This is a genomic window from Limnohabitans sp. TS-CS-82, from assembly GCF_002943475.1.
On sequence record NZ_PTQX01000006.1, the window covers coordinates 101272 to 114291 of the forward strand.

The window sequence follows — 13020 nt, forward strand, 5'->3', positions numbered from 1 at the left end:
TGCGGATGTTGCTGGCGGAGATAATCCTTTTCTATCTTTGAATTTTGCGGATTTTTTATGGCCTTGATGATCACCGACGAATGCATCAACTGCGATGTGTGTGAGCCCGAGTGCCCCAACGAGGCGATTTTCTTAGGCCCTGAAATTTACGAGATCAACCCCGACAAATGCACGGAGTGCGTGGGGCATTTTGATGAGCCGCAATGCGTGCAAGTGTGTCCTGTGGCGTGTATTCCTGTGAATCCGCAGCGGTTAGAAGGACGTGATGCCTTGATGGCTAAATTTCGGCTGTTGCAGCAACAAAATCCGTGAACCTTCCCAGGCCTAGGCGGTCTATGGCGCAGCTTTCGGGCTAGCGCCATTTTTTTCAACCTTTGTTTTGGGTGGCTTGGGCGTGTTGTCTTTGGCTGTGAAATAGGGATTGGCCAATTTTTGATGCTTGCCGTGAGAAGGCGGCACAGGCGCTGCGTGTTCGACGGTGTTGCTGAACAGGGCGTCACGGTTGTACGTGGGAAGCGCTGCCACATTGCGTTTGCCCAGTTGTTCCGACTTGAGTCGATTTTTTTCCAAAGCATCTGCTTCTTGCTGGGCTTGCAAGGTTTGCGTTTTTTGTGTTTGGGCTTGGCGCGCGTTGCGGGCATCCGCGACCGAGGGGATGATCGCGCCGTTGCATGAGGGGCTGGCGCTGTATTGATCACCACAGCGGTATACCGTTTGCGCTGCAGCTTCAGGCGCGATCAGGAGGGTGGCCCAAGTTAACAGGGCTATCTTGTGGTTAGTGAGACGCTGGCTTGATGGCGAGGTCTGGTGCAGAAGGTGGCGTTGTCGCATGGCTGGACTCCTCTTTGACGGCTAAGTTCGCCGGCCTAGGGGGTTTGGGCCGGGGGGGCTTCGCCGTGTGAATCATTTGCGTGGCTTTGACCATATCGCCTGCGAGCAAATGGGGCAAAGCCAAACTGGTACGCGACACACAGTCTTCAATGGCGCTGCGTTGGTCGGGGGCTGGTTTTTTCAGCACCCAATTGGCCACTTCAGATTTATTCCCGGGGTGGCCAATGCCGATACGCAGTCGCCAATATTGATCGGTGCCGAGTTGCGCATGGATGTCGCGCAGGCCATTGTGTCCGGCGTGGCTGCCGCCGAGTTTGAGTTTGGCTTCGCCAGGTGGGATGTCCAGCTCATCATGAACCACCAAGATTTCATCGGGTTGTATCTTGAAGAACCGAGCCAAAGCGCCGACGGATTTGCCAGACAAGTTCATGAAGGTTTGCGGCTCCAGCAACCACACGTTTTGGCCTTTGACGGTGGTGCGTGCCACCAAGCCGTGGTAGGCACGGTCTGGCTGCAGCTGAACTTTGAGGTCGCGAGCGATGGTGTCTATCCACCAGAAGCCAGCGTTGTGGCGGGTGGATTCATAGTCTGGGCCTGGATTTCCAAGGCCAACGAGCAGCTTGATCATGTGCAAATTATCCGTGAGGGTGTGTGGCGCGCTTTATCTAGGTGCCCACAAGCAAAACGGCCCACCGAGGTGGGCCGTTCAAAGCAAACGCTAAAAAGAAATTACTTCTTCTTTTTGTTGTCGCCAGCAGCAGCGGCGGCTTCTTGAGGTGTAGGTGCCTCAGCCTTTGTTGCCACCACAGCGACCAACACGGGGTTGGAGCTGCCAGGAGCCACAACAGTCACGCCTGCGGGCAGGGTGATGTCTTTGGCGTGCAACGAGTGACCTTTGGTCAGGTTGCTCAAGTCCACAGCGATGAACTCTGGCAAATCTTTTGGCATGCAAGAGATTTCCAACTCAGTGGCGATGTGGTTGATCAAGCACTGGTCAGCCTTCACAGCTGGCGAGTTTTCTTCACCTGAGTAGTGCAAAGGCACTTTTTTCTTCATCTTGGTGTTGGCATCGATGCGTTGGAAGTCGATGTGCAAGACGAGTTGTTTGAAGGGGTGGTATTGCACGTCGCGCAACAACACTTCAGTGCTCTTGCCGTCGATTTCCATTTGCAACACAGAAGCGTGGAAGGCTTCTTTTTTCAGGGCATGCCACAAAGCGTTGTGATCGATTTCGATCAACGAAGCTTCAGTAGCGCCACCATAGACGATGCCTGGTGTACGACCTGTGATACGCAGACGGCGGCTCGCACCCGTTCCCTGCTTAGCGCGCTCAAAAGCGACAAATTTCATAATTAACTCCTGTAGGAACCCACCGCGACCAGTGTGGCTCTCGTTTCAAAAAAAGGCTGCCGAAGCAGCCCAGGTTAATGTTCCGCGACGAAACGAGCTGTTTAGAACAGCTGGTCTTGGTCGGAGAACAAGCTCATGACCGACTCACCTTTGGCAATGCGCTGGATCGTCTCTGCGATCAGCGGGGCCACGGTGAGTTGGCGAATCTTTTTGCAAGCCTTCCCAGCTTCGCTGAGTGGGATGGTGTTGGTCACGACCACTTCGTCGAGCGCATCGCCTTGGGCAATACGTTCGATGGCGGGACCTGAAAAAATAGGGTGTGTGCAGTAGGCGTAAACCTTCTTAGCGCCACGTGCTTTCAGCACTTCTGCTGCTTTCACCAAGGTGCCAGCGGTGTCGATCATGTCGTCCATGATGACGCAGTTGCGACCATCGATGTCGCCAATCACGTTCATGACTTCAGACACGTTCGCTTTGGGGCGACGCTTGTCGATGATGGCCAAATCGCAACCGAGTTGCTTGGCCAAGGCGCGAGCACGCACCACGCCGCCGACGTCAGGCGAGACCACAATCAGGTCTTCGTAATTCTTTTGACGCAAGTCGCCCAGCAACACCGGCGAGGCGTAAATGTTGTCCACGGGGATATCGAAGAAGCCTTGAATTTGATCGGCATGCAAATCCATGGTCAGCACGCGTGCAACGCCAGCAGTTTGCAGCAAGTCAGCCACGAGTTTGGCGGAGATAGGCACGCGGCTTGAGCGAGGACGACGGTCTTGACGGGCGTAACCGAAATAAGGAATCACGGCGCTGATGCGTTCTGCTGAGGCGCGCTTTAAGGCGTCGACCATGATCAGCAATTCCATCAAGCTTTCGTTGGTGGGGGCGCAAGTACTTTGCACCACGAACACATCACGAGCGCGCACGTTCTGATTGATTTCGACAGTCACTTCACCGTCAGAAAAGCGTCCGACGTGGGCTGCACCCACTTCAATGCCAAGATGCGTGGCGATTTCGGCAGCCATCGCAGGATTGGCGTTGCCGGTAAAAATCATGAAGTCTGGGGTAGGGGTGGACATGATGACGGAGTGACTTTCGCTTCAGGACCAATGACGCCAACATGCCGTCGAATAGAAACATAAATTTTGGCAGGGGAAGAAGGACTCGAACCTTCGCATGCTGGAATCAAAATCCAGTGCCTTAACCAACTTGGCGACTCCCCTACACAGGTCAACAGCTTTGCAGCTGCTAACCGTTAACTTTCTCTGACAACCCACCCAGCCAAGGGATGAACCATCATGTTGCTGCACACCCGCATTTGCCAATTGTGCGATGCTGATTCTATCAACACATCACTGGGCATTTGCGCAAAAACTGCACTGCCAGATCCTGTCATGCGTGGACTTAAACCGAAAGAGGTCAGCCATTGAATGGCTTGATCTATTTCAGGGCACAGCGCCTGAGCAACTGGCTGCAAATCGTTTCTACCGAAGTCGAAAGGATGAACAGCGAAGACCGGCAGTATAGCAGTTTCTGAGTCCCTTTTCAAATTCGGGTCGCGAAAAATTCTTTCGGTGTTCAGTCCGGCGTTGGGTTTGACCACCACAAACCGACTGGGTGGCAATTCAATGGGGGTGATTTTTTCGCCAATACCTTCCACCCAAGCGTTGTGACCTTGCAAAAAGAAAGGCACGTCCGCCCCCAACCGCAAACCAATAGGCAGCAGTTGCGAGAGGGGCCAATTCAGCTTCCAGAGACGATTTAACGCAAGCAAGGTGCTGGCTGCGTCCGACGAGCCGCCACCCATGCCCGCTTGTGCGGGAATGTTTTTTTCAATCGCGATATGTGCGCCTAACGACGTGCCGCTAGCGGCCTGTAACGCTTTGGCGGCACGAACGATCAAGTCATCGGCGGGGAGGGGGGTGGTCAAGTCTTCGCGGCTTATTTGTCCGTCGTCTCGCACGTCAAAGTGCAGCGTGTCGCACCAATCAATCAGCATGAAAACGGATTGAAGCAAGTGGTAGCCATCAGGGCGCTGGCCTGTGATGTGTAAAAACAAATTCAATTTGGCAGGGGCCAAAACATGGGTCAGCGCGCGCATGGTGTGTGAGTGCTTAATCGAGTTTGATGCGGAGATGCACAGTGGGTGTGGGCGAGACACGTTGCGCGATGAGCAAGCCTTGAGGCAATTGAGAGAGGTCTGCTTGCCAACCTGGCGCCATGCTGGGCACCCCATTGAGCCAGTCAAACAAGGCATGCACAGGAAGGGCTGCGCCCGTGGCTTGCTCGGTGAGTTCGTCCAGCGAATCGAACCGTTGCAGTTGGCCTCCTTGTTGTAATTGAACCGTACTTGGGGTCCACCGCAGTGCCGCCAATGTGGTGCCTAGGGGCGAGTACAAATCCAAACGTCCGTAGGTGGCTTCGCCGCGCAGTAAAAAACCAGCGCTCATCGATGTGGCGGGATCGCTTTGGATGCGCAAGCTCAGACGCCCCTGCCATTCGGGAGCGTTGACGGGCACATCGTTGATGACGGTTGGCGGCTCTGTGGTTGGCAAGTTGGGTGACGCGCAGCCTGCCAGCGCACACATGCATGCGACAAACACAGGCCAAAGTCGCCACGCATCACAGCCACCAAACCGCATGGTTTAGAGCGCAGGCTTGAGGCGCTGCAAAGTTTCTTGCAAGGTCTCGTTGTTGGGGGCGACGTCGAGTGCTTCGCGCCACACTTTGCGTGCGTCGTCGGTGCGTTGGAGGTGCCACAGCACTTCGCCCAAATGCGCGGCAATCTCTGGGTCTGTGCGGTCTTTGTAGGCCTTTTGCAAATAGGTCAACGCTGCGGATGCATTACCCAGTCGAAACTCAACCCAGCCCAAACTGTCGGTGATGAAGGGGTCATCTGGCACAAATGTCAGCGCTTTGATGATGAGTTGTTTGGCTTCGTCCAAGCGCAAGTTGCGATCTGCCAGCGAAAACCCCAAAGCGTTGTAGGCGTTGTGGTACGACGGATCGAGCTGCATCACGTTGCGCAACAGTTTTTCCATGTCGTCGAGGCGGTTGAGCTTTTCGGCCAGCATGGCTTGTTCGTACAACAAATCGGTGTCGTTCGCGCTGACGGTGGCCAGCAGCTCATAGGCTGTTTGCCATTGACGGTGCTCGCGCAGTAACTGCACTTCGGCCAGCAGTCGGCTGCGTTGTTCGTCGGCATTGCGCGATGGCAGTTGCGCCAACAATTGACGCGCTTCGCTGAGTTTGCCTTGACGAGCGAGCAAGCTGGCGCGGCGTGTTTGGGCTTGAGCGAGTCCGCGTGCCGTGTTTTCGTTGTCGCTGTTGGCGGCCAGCGCCACATAACGCGAGAGTGACTGTTCGGCTAACGCGTCTTGGCCTTGTTCAAATTGCAGTGAGCCTAAAACCAACCAGGCATCCGCGTGCTGCGGGAAGTTTTGGGTGATGGTTTGCAGCTGCTCGCTGGCGGTGTCGTAGCGTTGCAATTCAATCAACACACGCACGTAGCTCATGGCCAACTCGGGCGTATTTTGGCGGCGCAAGGCTTGCGTCACCAGAGGCTCTGCTTCTTTGATTTGACGACCCATCAGTTCCAGCGCCAACAGGGCAGGGCTCAGGGCCTTGTTGTCCGCCGCGCTGCCTTGACGTGCGGCTTCCAGTGCCGCCGCCGTGTTGTTATGGGCCAAGCGCATGCGGCCCACGCTGGTCCAAGCCTCGCTCGCAGTGGCGTTGTTGCGCAAATACGGTTCGAGCGCTTGCTGCACGATGTCGGCTGCTTGTTTTTTGTCGCTGACGCGTGCGTACTGACGCGGAATCTGGCTGATCACGGCGTTGCGCTCAGCTTCTGGCGCGAAACTCAGCTCTTTCTTGAGTGGCCCCAAACTGTCTGTCACTTGGTTGAGGGCAATCAAAATTTGCAGCAAATGCCCGTTGGCCTTTCGGTCTTGCGGTGCGGCTTGGGTCCAACTGCGTGCGGCCATCAAGGCCCCGTCGCCCGAGCGGGCTTGCAGTGCGACATCCACAGCACGCGCATACAACTGAACATCGTTGGTCTTGCGTGCCGCATCTAAAAGCAGCGCAAAACCGGCCGCTGGCTCACCTTGGCGCAGGTTCAACTCGCCCAGCAAAATTTCATACAAAAGCTCGCCCGACATGGGCGAGTTGTTGATTTTTTCAACCTCGGGCTCGGTTTGCGCTTGGCTCGCTGTGGCCCATACCGTACAAGCACCTGCATACAGAACGACACGCATAGCCCAGAGACGGGCTGCAGACAAGGGGAATTTCATAGGGGCATCATAATCGCGGCAGTTTTTTTGAGTCTGTCCATGCCCGAATTACCTGAGGTTGAAGTTACCCGTTTGAGCTTTGCGGATCGCATTGCGGGTGCCCGCATCACCGGCGTGCGCGTCGGCAAACCGTTACGTTGGTCGTTAGGCTGCGGCCCGCAGTCTTTGCGGGGGCGCGTGGTGTTGGGCGTGCGTCGTCGCGGCAAATATTTGTTGGTTGATTTGGACAAAGGCTTGCTGCTGTGGCATTTGGGCATGTCGGGCAGTTTGCGTTTCAGCGATGACCGAAGCCCGCCCCAAGCGCACGACCATTTCGATTTAGACACCAGCCAAGGCCTGTTGCGCCTCAATGACCCACGTCGATTTGGCGCGGTGGTCTATGCCGCGGATGAACACAGTCCCGAAGCCGTCAAGCTGCTGGGGCATTTGGGTGTCGAGCCTTTGAACGGCGATTTTGGGCTGGACGCTTTTCATCTGGGCCTGCGAAAACGTAAAACAGCCATCAAGCAAGTGCTGCTCGGTGGCGAGTTGGTGGTGGGGGTGGGCAATATCTACGCGTCTGAAGCCCTGTTTTTGGCAGGCATTCGTCCGACGGTGCGTGCCGAGCGCGTCAGCCGACCTCGGGCAGAAAAGCTGCGTTTGGCCATCATCGACGTGCTGGCGCGTGCGGTACAAAAAGGCGGCAGCACTTTGCGTGACTTTTCCAGTGCGGATGGTCAGCAGGGGTACTTTCAGTTGGAAGCCCATGTGTATGACCGTGCCGGCGCACCTTGTCGTGTGTGCGGCACTGCCATTCGCCGCATTCAGCAAGGGCAGCGCTCCACCTACTTTTGCCCTGTATGCCAAAAACCTTGACGCCATCCCCAACGTTCGCTGAGGCGGTGGTGGCGTGGCAGTTGCAGCACGGTCGCCACGACTTGCCTTGGCAAAACACCCGAGATCCCTATGCCGTGTGGCTGTCTGAAATCATGTTGCAGCAAACGCAAGTGGTGACGGTGCGCGACTACTTTGCGCGCTTTATGGCGCGCTTTCCCACGGTGGCCGATTTGGCCGCGGCGCATCAAGACGAGGTGCTGGGCCTGTGGAGCGGCTTGGGTTATTACAGCCGCGCACGCAATATGCATCGTGCCGCCCAAGATGTGGTCGCTTTGCATGGTGGCGTTTTTCCACGCAACTCAGAAACTTTGCAAACCCTGCCCGGCATTGGTCGATCCACCGCCGCCGCCGTGGCTTCGCTGTGCTTCAGCGAGCCGATTGCGATTTTGGATGGCAACGTCAAGCGCGTACTCACGCGATTTTTGGGATTTAAAGAAGACTTGGCATCTTCACGCCATGAGAAAACGCTGTGGCAGATCGCCCAATCCATGTTGCCCCAAGCCGATGTAGCTCAAGCTATGCCACGCTACACCCAAGGCGTGATGGATTTAGGCGCCACGGTGTGCACGCCTAAAAAACCGCAATGCGACCGTTGTCCGGTGCAGGCGCAGTGTGTCGCTGCTTTGGAGGGTTCGCCTGAGCGTTACCCCGTCAAAACCCGCAAACTCAAGCGCAGCTCAGAACAGCTGTGGCTGTTGCACGCGCAGACGGCACAAGGGGATGTGTGGCTCATGCAGCGTCCGCAAACGGGTGTGTGGGCGGGCTTGTATTGCCTGCCTGTGTTTGACAGTTTTGAGGCGTTGCAAGCGGCTGTGCCTGCATCGCAGCGAAACCAATTGGTCGATGGCCCCGTGTTCAAACATGTGTTGACGCACAAAGACTTGTACTTGCATCCCGTTCGGTTGGTGTTGTCCAAACCGGTGTCTTTTACTGCGACCTCAAGCGTTGCAGGGGTTGATGCCTCCTCTGAATCAGCCGAAGGCGCTGCTTGGGTGGGAGCTGCCGATTGGCCAGCCCTGGGTTTGCCCGCGCCCGTGCGCAAACTGCTTACGGGTTGACGTCTAACTCGCGGTGACGCTTGAGCGTGATCCAGTTCTTGGCAAAGCGTTCGCTCAGCAATTCCACCAAATACACGGACCGGTGTTGCCCACCTGTGCAACCAATGGCGACCGTGACGTAGCTGCGGTGGTCGTGGTTCAAGTCAGGCAACCACGTATCCAAAAAATGGCTGATTTGTTCGGCCATTTTTTCTACCGGGGTTTGCTCTGCCAGCCACTCAGCCACAGGTGCATCACGACCCGTGAGCGGTCTCAGCATGGGTTCGTAATGGGGGTTGGGCAGCATGCGCACATCAAACACGTAGTCGGCATGCACGGGAATACCGCGCTTGAATGCAAACGACTCAAACATCAACGTGAGTTGCGTGGCGGGCGCGGAAATCAGCGATTTGATGTAGCTCTGAAGCTTGGTGCTGCGCAGCAAGCTGGTGTCGATGATGTGGGACTCTTCACGCAGCTCGGAGAGCAATTCGCGCTCCAACTCAATCGCCTCCACCAAGTCGCGTTGTTGGTCACGCACCGGCTCATCGTCTTTGCGTGACAAGGGGTGACGACGGCGTGTTTCCGAAAAACGGTGCACCAAAATTTCTGTGGTGGCATCTAAAAACAGCATGCGCACATCCACGTCTAACGCCCGTAAATGTGCCAGTTGGGCAGGCACCAACGGCAACGATTGGGCGCTGCGCACATCCATCGCGATGGCAATTTTGCTGGCGCTGTGCTGTTGTTCGAGTTGCACAAAAGGCAGCAGCAATTCAGGCGGCAGGTTGTCCACGCAGTAATAGCCTGCGTCTTCCAAGGCGTGCAGGGCGACCGACTTGCCGGAGCCCGACATGCCAGTGATAAGGACCAATTCTTGTTTCATACGCTGGCTTTCGGGTGCACGGTGTGGCTGAGCATTTCGCGGGCATGGGCCAAGGTTGTTTCAGAAACTTTCTCGCCGCCCAGCATGCGGGCAATTTCGCCCACGCGATCTGCGCGACTCAGTGCAGTGACTTGGCTGGCCGTGCCTTGTGCATCGCTGTGTTTGGACACCACCCAGTGGTGATCGGCACAGGCTGCGACTTGGGGCAAATGGGTGACGGCCATGACTTGGCGATCACGCCCCAGTTGCTGCATCAAGCGGCCCACGGTTTCGGCCACGGCGCCACCCACGCCGGAGTCGACTTCGTCAAAGATCAAGGTTTGGGCGGTGCCCAACTGGCTGGTGGTCACTGCAATGGCCAAGGCAATGCGCGACAGTTCGCCGCCCGACGCCACTTTGCCCACGGGGCGCGGTGTGCTGCCGGGGTGGCCTGCCACCAAGAAGTTGACGCTTTCTAAGCCACTGGCCGTGGCTTGCTCGGTAGGTTCGAGTTGCACCTCAAAGCGACCGCCCTGCATGCCCAAGCCTTGCATGGCTTGGCTGATGGCCGTCGCGAGTTTGGGCGCCGCTTGCGTGCGGGCCTTAGAAATCAGGCGGGCTTGCGCTTGGTAGGCCGCAGCGGCTTTGGCTTCAGTGGCTTCGAGCGCGGCCAAGTCGGTGGCGGCGTCGAGGTGGGAGAGGCGTGCTTTCCACTCTTGGTACAGCGCGGGTAATTCTTGGGGTGTGCGCTTGAAGCGGCGTGCCAGCGACATCCACAACGACATGCGGTCGTCCAAGGCTTGCAAGCGCTCGGGGTCGAGTTCGGCGTGGCTGAGGTAGGCGTGCAGCGAGTGCGCCACGTCACCGGCTTGGGCCAAGCTAGAGGCCAGCACGTCCACCCAATTGGCAAACTCGGGCGCCACGTCGGCTTGGTCTTGCAAGGCGTCTTGGGCTTTGCTCAGCAAGCGCAAGGCGCCTTGGTCGTCGTCTTCGAGGGCGGCGATGGCACTTTGAGCCGCATCCATCAAGGCTTGTGCGTGTGACAGGCGGGTGTGTTGGCTGTTGAGCTCTGGCCATTCGTCCGTGGCGGGGGCGAGTTTGTCGACCTCGGCCATTTGCCATAACAAACGCTCACGTTCTTCTTGCAGCGTGGCCTGTGCGGTGCGTGCCTCTTGCAGGGTTTGGATGGCGCGTCGCCAAGTGGTCCATTCTGTGTTCAAGGCTTGCAGGTTCACGCCGGCATAGGCATCGAGCAAACCGCGCACGGCGTCGGGACGGGTCAAGCTTTGCCAAGCGTGTTGGCCGTGGATGTCGAGCACACGGTCGCTCAAGGCGCGCAGTTGGGTGGCGGTGGCGGGGCTGCCGTTGATCCACGCGCGGCTTTTGCCTTGTGTGTCGATGGTGCGTTTGAGCAGCAAGCTGCCTTGTTCGGCAACATTGGCAAAGCCTTCGTCTTCCAGCCAAGCGTGTAAGTCAGGTGTGGTGTCAAACTCGGCGCAAATTTCGGCCCGTGTGGCCCCTTCGCGCACCACACCCGCATCGGCGCGCGCGCCCATGACCAACTGCAGCGCATCAATCAAGATGGATTTGCCAGCTCCGGTTTCGCCGGTGAGTGCGGTAAAGCCCTGAGAGAGGTTCAGATCGAGCTCACGCACGATCACAAAATCACGCAAGACGATGTGCTGCAAACTCATGCCACGCCCTCGTTCCAGTGGAGTTTTTTACGCAAGGTGTCAAAGTAGTTCCAGCCGCGTGGGTGCAAAAACCGCGCATGGTGCTTCGAGCGCGTGACCGTGATGCGGTCGCCCAGCAGCAACGATGCGAGTGACTGCATGTCAAAGTTGGCGCTGGCGTCGCGGCCCGCGACCAAATCAATCACCACTTCGCCCGTATCAGGCAACACGATGGGGCGGTTTGACAAGGTGTGCGGCGCGATCGGCACCATCACCCAAGCGGGCAAGGAGGGGTGCATCAGCGGACCGCCCGCTGACAAAGCGTAGGCGGTGGAGCCGGTGGGGGTGGCGATGATCAAACCGTCTGCGCGCTGGTTGGCCACGAAATGCCCATCCACCTCCACGCGCATTTCCACCATGCCGGTGGTGGCGCCACGGTTGACCACCACGTCATTCAAGGCCAGTGCGTCAAACACGCAATGGCCGTCGCGCCACACTTTGGCGTGCATCATGGCGCGTTTGTCTTCCTCGTATTCGCCGTTGATCATGGCTTTGAGGGTGGTTTGGAAATCTTCCAGCGGGATGTCGGTGATGAAACCCAAGCGACCTTGGTTGATGCCAATCAGCGGCACGTTGTAGGGCGCCAATTGACGGCCGTAGCCCAGCATCGTGCCGTCGCCACCGACCACCAAGGCCAAATCGCAGGTTTTGCCAATGCCTTGCACGTCCATCACGGGGTAACCCGTGAGGCCGGTGTTGGCGGCGGTGTCGTGCTCCAAAATGACTTCACAGCCTTGGGTGTGTAAAAACTGAGCCACCTTCTCCAAGATCAAGCGAGATGATGGCTTGGTGCCGCCCGCAGTCGGGAGTTGGTATTTTCCAAGTAAGGCAATGTGACGAAACTTTGATTTCATAGGCAAATTACATCACTAAAATTCGACAACAAATGACCATGCTAGACGATCGCGCCAAGTTGTTGCTGAAAGCGCTGGTAGAGCGCTACATCGCCGACGGGCAACCCGTCGGCTCACGCACGCTCTCTCGCGCCACGGGCATTGAGTTGTCGCCCGCCACTGTGCGCAATGTGATGTCTGATTTGGAGGCCTTAGGCCTGATCGTCAGTCCGCACACCTCGGCAGGGCGCATCCCGACGGCACGCGGCTACCGTTTGTTTGTGGACACGATGTTGACCGCGGATCGCGGGCACTTGCATGCCCCGAGCTTGGCGCCCGATCAGCCGCAAAAGGTGATCGCCAATGCAGCGCATTTGCTGTCCGACTTGTCGCAGTTTGTGGGGGTGGTGATTGCGCCGCGCCGCAGTTCGGTGTTTCGTCACATTGAGTTTTTGCGGCTGTCTGATCGGCGCTTGTTGGTGATCATTGTGTCGCCCGAAGGCGATGTGCAAAACCGCGTCATCTTCACTGAGGCGGACTACACGGCGTCCCAACTCATCGAAGCGTCCAACTATTTGAACCACCATTTCGCAGGCATGGCCATTGAGCAAGTGCGCGAGAAGTTGCTGGCCGAGGTGGAGTCTTTGCGCAGCGAGATTGCCACCTTGATGCAAGCGGCTGTGCAAGTCAGCACCGAGGCTTTGGCACAAGAGCAAGACGACGTGGTGATCAGCGGCGAGCGCAATTTGTTGTCGGTCAGCGATTTTTCCAGCGACATGGGCAATCTGCGCCGCGCCTTTGATTTGTTTGAGCAAAAAGCCCAGTTGGTCCGCCTGTTGGACATTTCAGCCCAAGCTGAAGGTGTGCGTATTTACATTGGCGGTGAAAGCAAAATTGTGCCGATGGAAGAGTTGTCGGTGGTCAGTGCCCCCTACGAGGTGGATGGCCAAGTGGTGGGTACCTTGGGCGTGATCGGCCCAACCCGCATGGCTTACGACCGCATGATTCACATCGTGGACATCACGTCCAAGCTGGTCAGCAACGCGCTGAGCCACAAATAACAGTTTCTAGTTAACGCCCGCAGTGCGCACTGCTGAATCGTGCGCTGAATGGCTGTCGCTTGTTTGACCTGCTGCAATGGGCGATGCGGGAAACCCTCTTTTCACGGCTTGGTTTTTGACTAAACATACGCGCGTGTGATTTTTAAAC

The 13020-nt window shown here is 57.1% G+C and carries 14 protein-coding genes and 1 tRNA gene; 4 read left to right on the plus strand and 11 right to left on the minus strand.

Going from position 1 to position 13020, the window contains the following annotated elements; all coding sequences use genetic code 11:
- Window positions 1-57 precede the first annotated feature (57 nt).
- A complete protein-coding gene (locus C5F52_RS13505) occupies window positions 58-312 on the plus strand; it encodes a YfhL family 4Fe-4S dicluster ferredoxin (protein ID WP_104798880.1) in 255 nt (84 codons plus the stop codon).
- Window positions 313-333: 21 nt separating this feature from the next.
- Here C5F52_RS13505 and C5F52_RS13510 read toward each other — a convergent pair whose 3' ends face one another.
- The 8 genes from C5F52_RS13510 to C5F52_RS13545 form a co-directional block, all read right to left on the minus strand.
- On the minus strand, window positions 334-831 hold the full coding sequence (locus C5F52_RS13510; protein WP_104798881.1) for a hypothetical protein: 498 nt from the start codon (window positions 829-831) through the stop codon (window positions 334-336).
- Entirely contained in the window at window positions 776-1459 is a 684-nt protein-coding gene (pth, locus tag C5F52_RS13515; protein ID WP_104798882.1) for an aminoacyl-tRNA hydrolase, read from the minus strand. The genes C5F52_RS13510 and pth overlap by 56 nt, the downstream gene beginning before the upstream one ends.
- Window positions 1460-1560: 101 nt before the next feature.
- Window positions 1561-2181 (minus strand): 50S ribosomal protein L25/general stress protein Ctc, encoded by a 621-nt coding sequence (locus C5F52_RS13520; protein ID WP_104798883.1) that lies wholly within the window; start codon window positions 2179-2181, stop codon window positions 1561-1563.
- Window positions 2182-2282: 101 nt separating this feature from the next.
- The gene (locus C5F52_RS13525) at window positions 2283-3257 is read right to left on the minus strand and encodes a ribose-phosphate pyrophosphokinase (RefSeq protein WP_104798884.1); all 975 of its coding nucleotides are present in this window, start codon (window positions 3255-3257) and stop codon (window positions 2283-2285) included.
- A gap of 67 nt (window positions 3258-3324) precedes the next feature.
- Window positions 3325-3401, minus strand: a tRNA-Gln gene (locus tag C5F52_RS13530).
- 32 nt (window positions 3402-3433) lie between these two features.
- Window positions 3434-4279 (minus strand): 4-(cytidine 5'-diphospho)-2-C-methyl-D-erythritol kinase, encoded by an 846-nt coding sequence (gene ispE, locus C5F52_RS13535; RefSeq protein ID WP_104798885.1) that lies wholly within the window; start codon window positions 4277-4279, stop codon window positions 3434-3436.
- A 13-nt stretch (window positions 4280-4292) separates the two neighbouring features.
- Entirely contained in the window at window positions 4293-4781 is a 489-nt protein-coding gene (locus C5F52_RS13540; protein WP_161499702.1) for a lipoprotein insertase outer membrane protein LolB, read from the minus strand.
- Between the two features lie 42 nt (window positions 4782-4823).
- Entirely contained in the window at window positions 4824-6467 is a 1644-nt protein-coding gene (locus tag C5F52_RS13545) for a tetratricopeptide repeat protein (RefSeq protein ID WP_104798887.1), read from the minus strand.
- A 39-nt stretch (window positions 6468-6506) separates the two neighbouring features.
- On the opposite strand from C5F52_RS13545, the gene mutM reads away from it, so the two are divergent.
- Together mutM and mutY are read left to right on the plus strand one after the other, a co-directional pair.
- On the plus strand, window positions 6507-7322 hold the full coding sequence (mutM, locus tag C5F52_RS13550; RefSeq protein WP_104798888.1) for a bifunctional DNA-formamidopyrimidine glycosylase/DNA-(apurinic or apyrimidinic site) lyase: 816 nt from the start codon (window positions 6507-6509) through the stop codon (window positions 7320-7322).
- Window positions 7307-8401 (plus strand): A/G-specific adenine glycosylase, encoded by a 1095-nt coding sequence (gene mutY / locus C5F52_RS13555; RefSeq protein WP_104798889.1) that lies wholly within the window; start codon window positions 7307-7309, stop codon window positions 8399-8401. Before mutM ends, mutY begins: the two co-directional genes overlap by 16 nt.
- Here mutY and rapZ read toward each other — a convergent pair.
- From rapZ to C5F52_RS13570, 3 genes are read right to left on the minus strand one after another with little or no spacing between them, the layout of a single operon-like run.
- A complete protein-coding gene (gene rapZ / locus C5F52_RS13560) occupies window positions 8391-9266 on the minus strand; it encodes an RNase adapter RapZ (RefSeq protein ID WP_104798890.1) in 876 nt (291 codons plus the stop codon). The genes mutY and rapZ overlap by 11 nt on opposite strands.
- On the minus strand, window positions 9263-10939 hold the full coding sequence (gene recN / locus C5F52_RS13565; protein WP_104798891.1) for a DNA repair protein RecN: 1677 nt from the start codon (window positions 10937-10939) through the stop codon (window positions 9263-9265). Before recN ends, rapZ begins: the two co-directional genes overlap by 4 nt.
- Window positions 10936-11832: an NAD kinase gene (locus C5F52_RS13570; protein ID WP_104798892.1), complete on the minus strand. Its 897-nt coding sequence runs from the start codon at window positions 11830-11832 to the stop codon at window positions 10936-10938. The genes recN and C5F52_RS13570 overlap by 4 nt, the downstream gene beginning before the upstream one ends.
- 38 nt (window positions 11833-11870) lie before the next feature.
- Between C5F52_RS13570 and hrcA the strand changes: the two genes are divergently transcribed.
- Entirely contained in the window at window positions 11871-12872 is a 1002-nt protein-coding gene (gene hrcA, locus C5F52_RS13575) for a heat-inducible transcriptional repressor HrcA (RefSeq protein WP_104799072.1), read from the plus strand.
- Window positions 12873-13020: the final 148 nt, after the last annotated feature.

Excerpts from the sequence above, each read along its gene's own strand:
- C5F52_RS13505 (WP_104798880.1), top strand. The coding sequence starts at position 58 with ATGGCCTTGATGATCACCGACGAATGCATCAACTGCGATGTGTGTGAG.
- C5F52_RS13510 (WP_104798881.1), bottom strand. The coding sequence starts at position 831 with ATGCGACAACGCCACCTTCTGCACCAGACCTCGCCATCAAGCCAGCGT.
- pth (WP_104798882.1), bottom strand. The coding sequence starts at position 1,459 with ATGATCAAGCTGCTCGTTGGCCTTGGAAATCCAGGCCCAGACTATGAA.
- C5F52_RS13520 (WP_104798883.1), bottom strand. The coding sequence starts at position 2,181 with ATGAAATTTGTCGCTTTTGAGCGCGCTAAGCAGGGAACGGGTGCGAGC.
- C5F52_RS13525 (WP_104798884.1), bottom strand. The coding sequence starts at position 3,257 with ATGTCCACCCCTACCCCAGACTTCATGATTTTTACCGGCAACGCCAAT.
- ispE (WP_104798885.1), bottom strand. The coding sequence starts at position 4,279 with ATGCGCGCGCTGACCCATGTTTTGGCCCCTGCCAAATTGAATTTGTTT.
- C5F52_RS13545 (WP_104798887.1), bottom strand. The coding sequence starts at position 6,467 with ATGAAATTCCCCTTGTCTGCAGCCCGTCTCTGGGCTATGCGTGTCGTT.
- mutM (WP_104798888.1), top strand. The coding sequence starts at position 6,507 with ATGCCCGAATTACCTGAGGTTGAAGTTACCCGTTTGAGCTTTGCGGAT.
- mutY (WP_104798889.1), top strand. The coding sequence starts at position 7,307 with ATGCCAAAAACCTTGACGCCATCCCCAACGTTCGCTGAGGCGGTGGTG.
- rapZ (WP_104798890.1), bottom strand. The coding sequence starts at position 9,266 with ATGAAACAAGAATTGGTCCTTATCACTGGCATGTCGGGCTCCGGCAAG.
- recN (WP_104798891.1), bottom strand. The coding sequence starts at position 10,939 with ATGAGTTTGCAGCACATCGTCTTGCGTGATTTTGTGATCGTGCGTGAG.
- C5F52_RS13570 (WP_104798892.1), bottom strand. The coding sequence starts at position 11,832 with ATGAAATCAAAGTTTCGTCACATTGCCTTACTTGGAAAATACCAACTC.
- hrcA (WP_104799072.1), top strand. The coding sequence starts at position 11,871 with ATGCTAGACGATCGCGCCAAGTTGTTGCTGAAAGCGCTGGTAGAGCGC.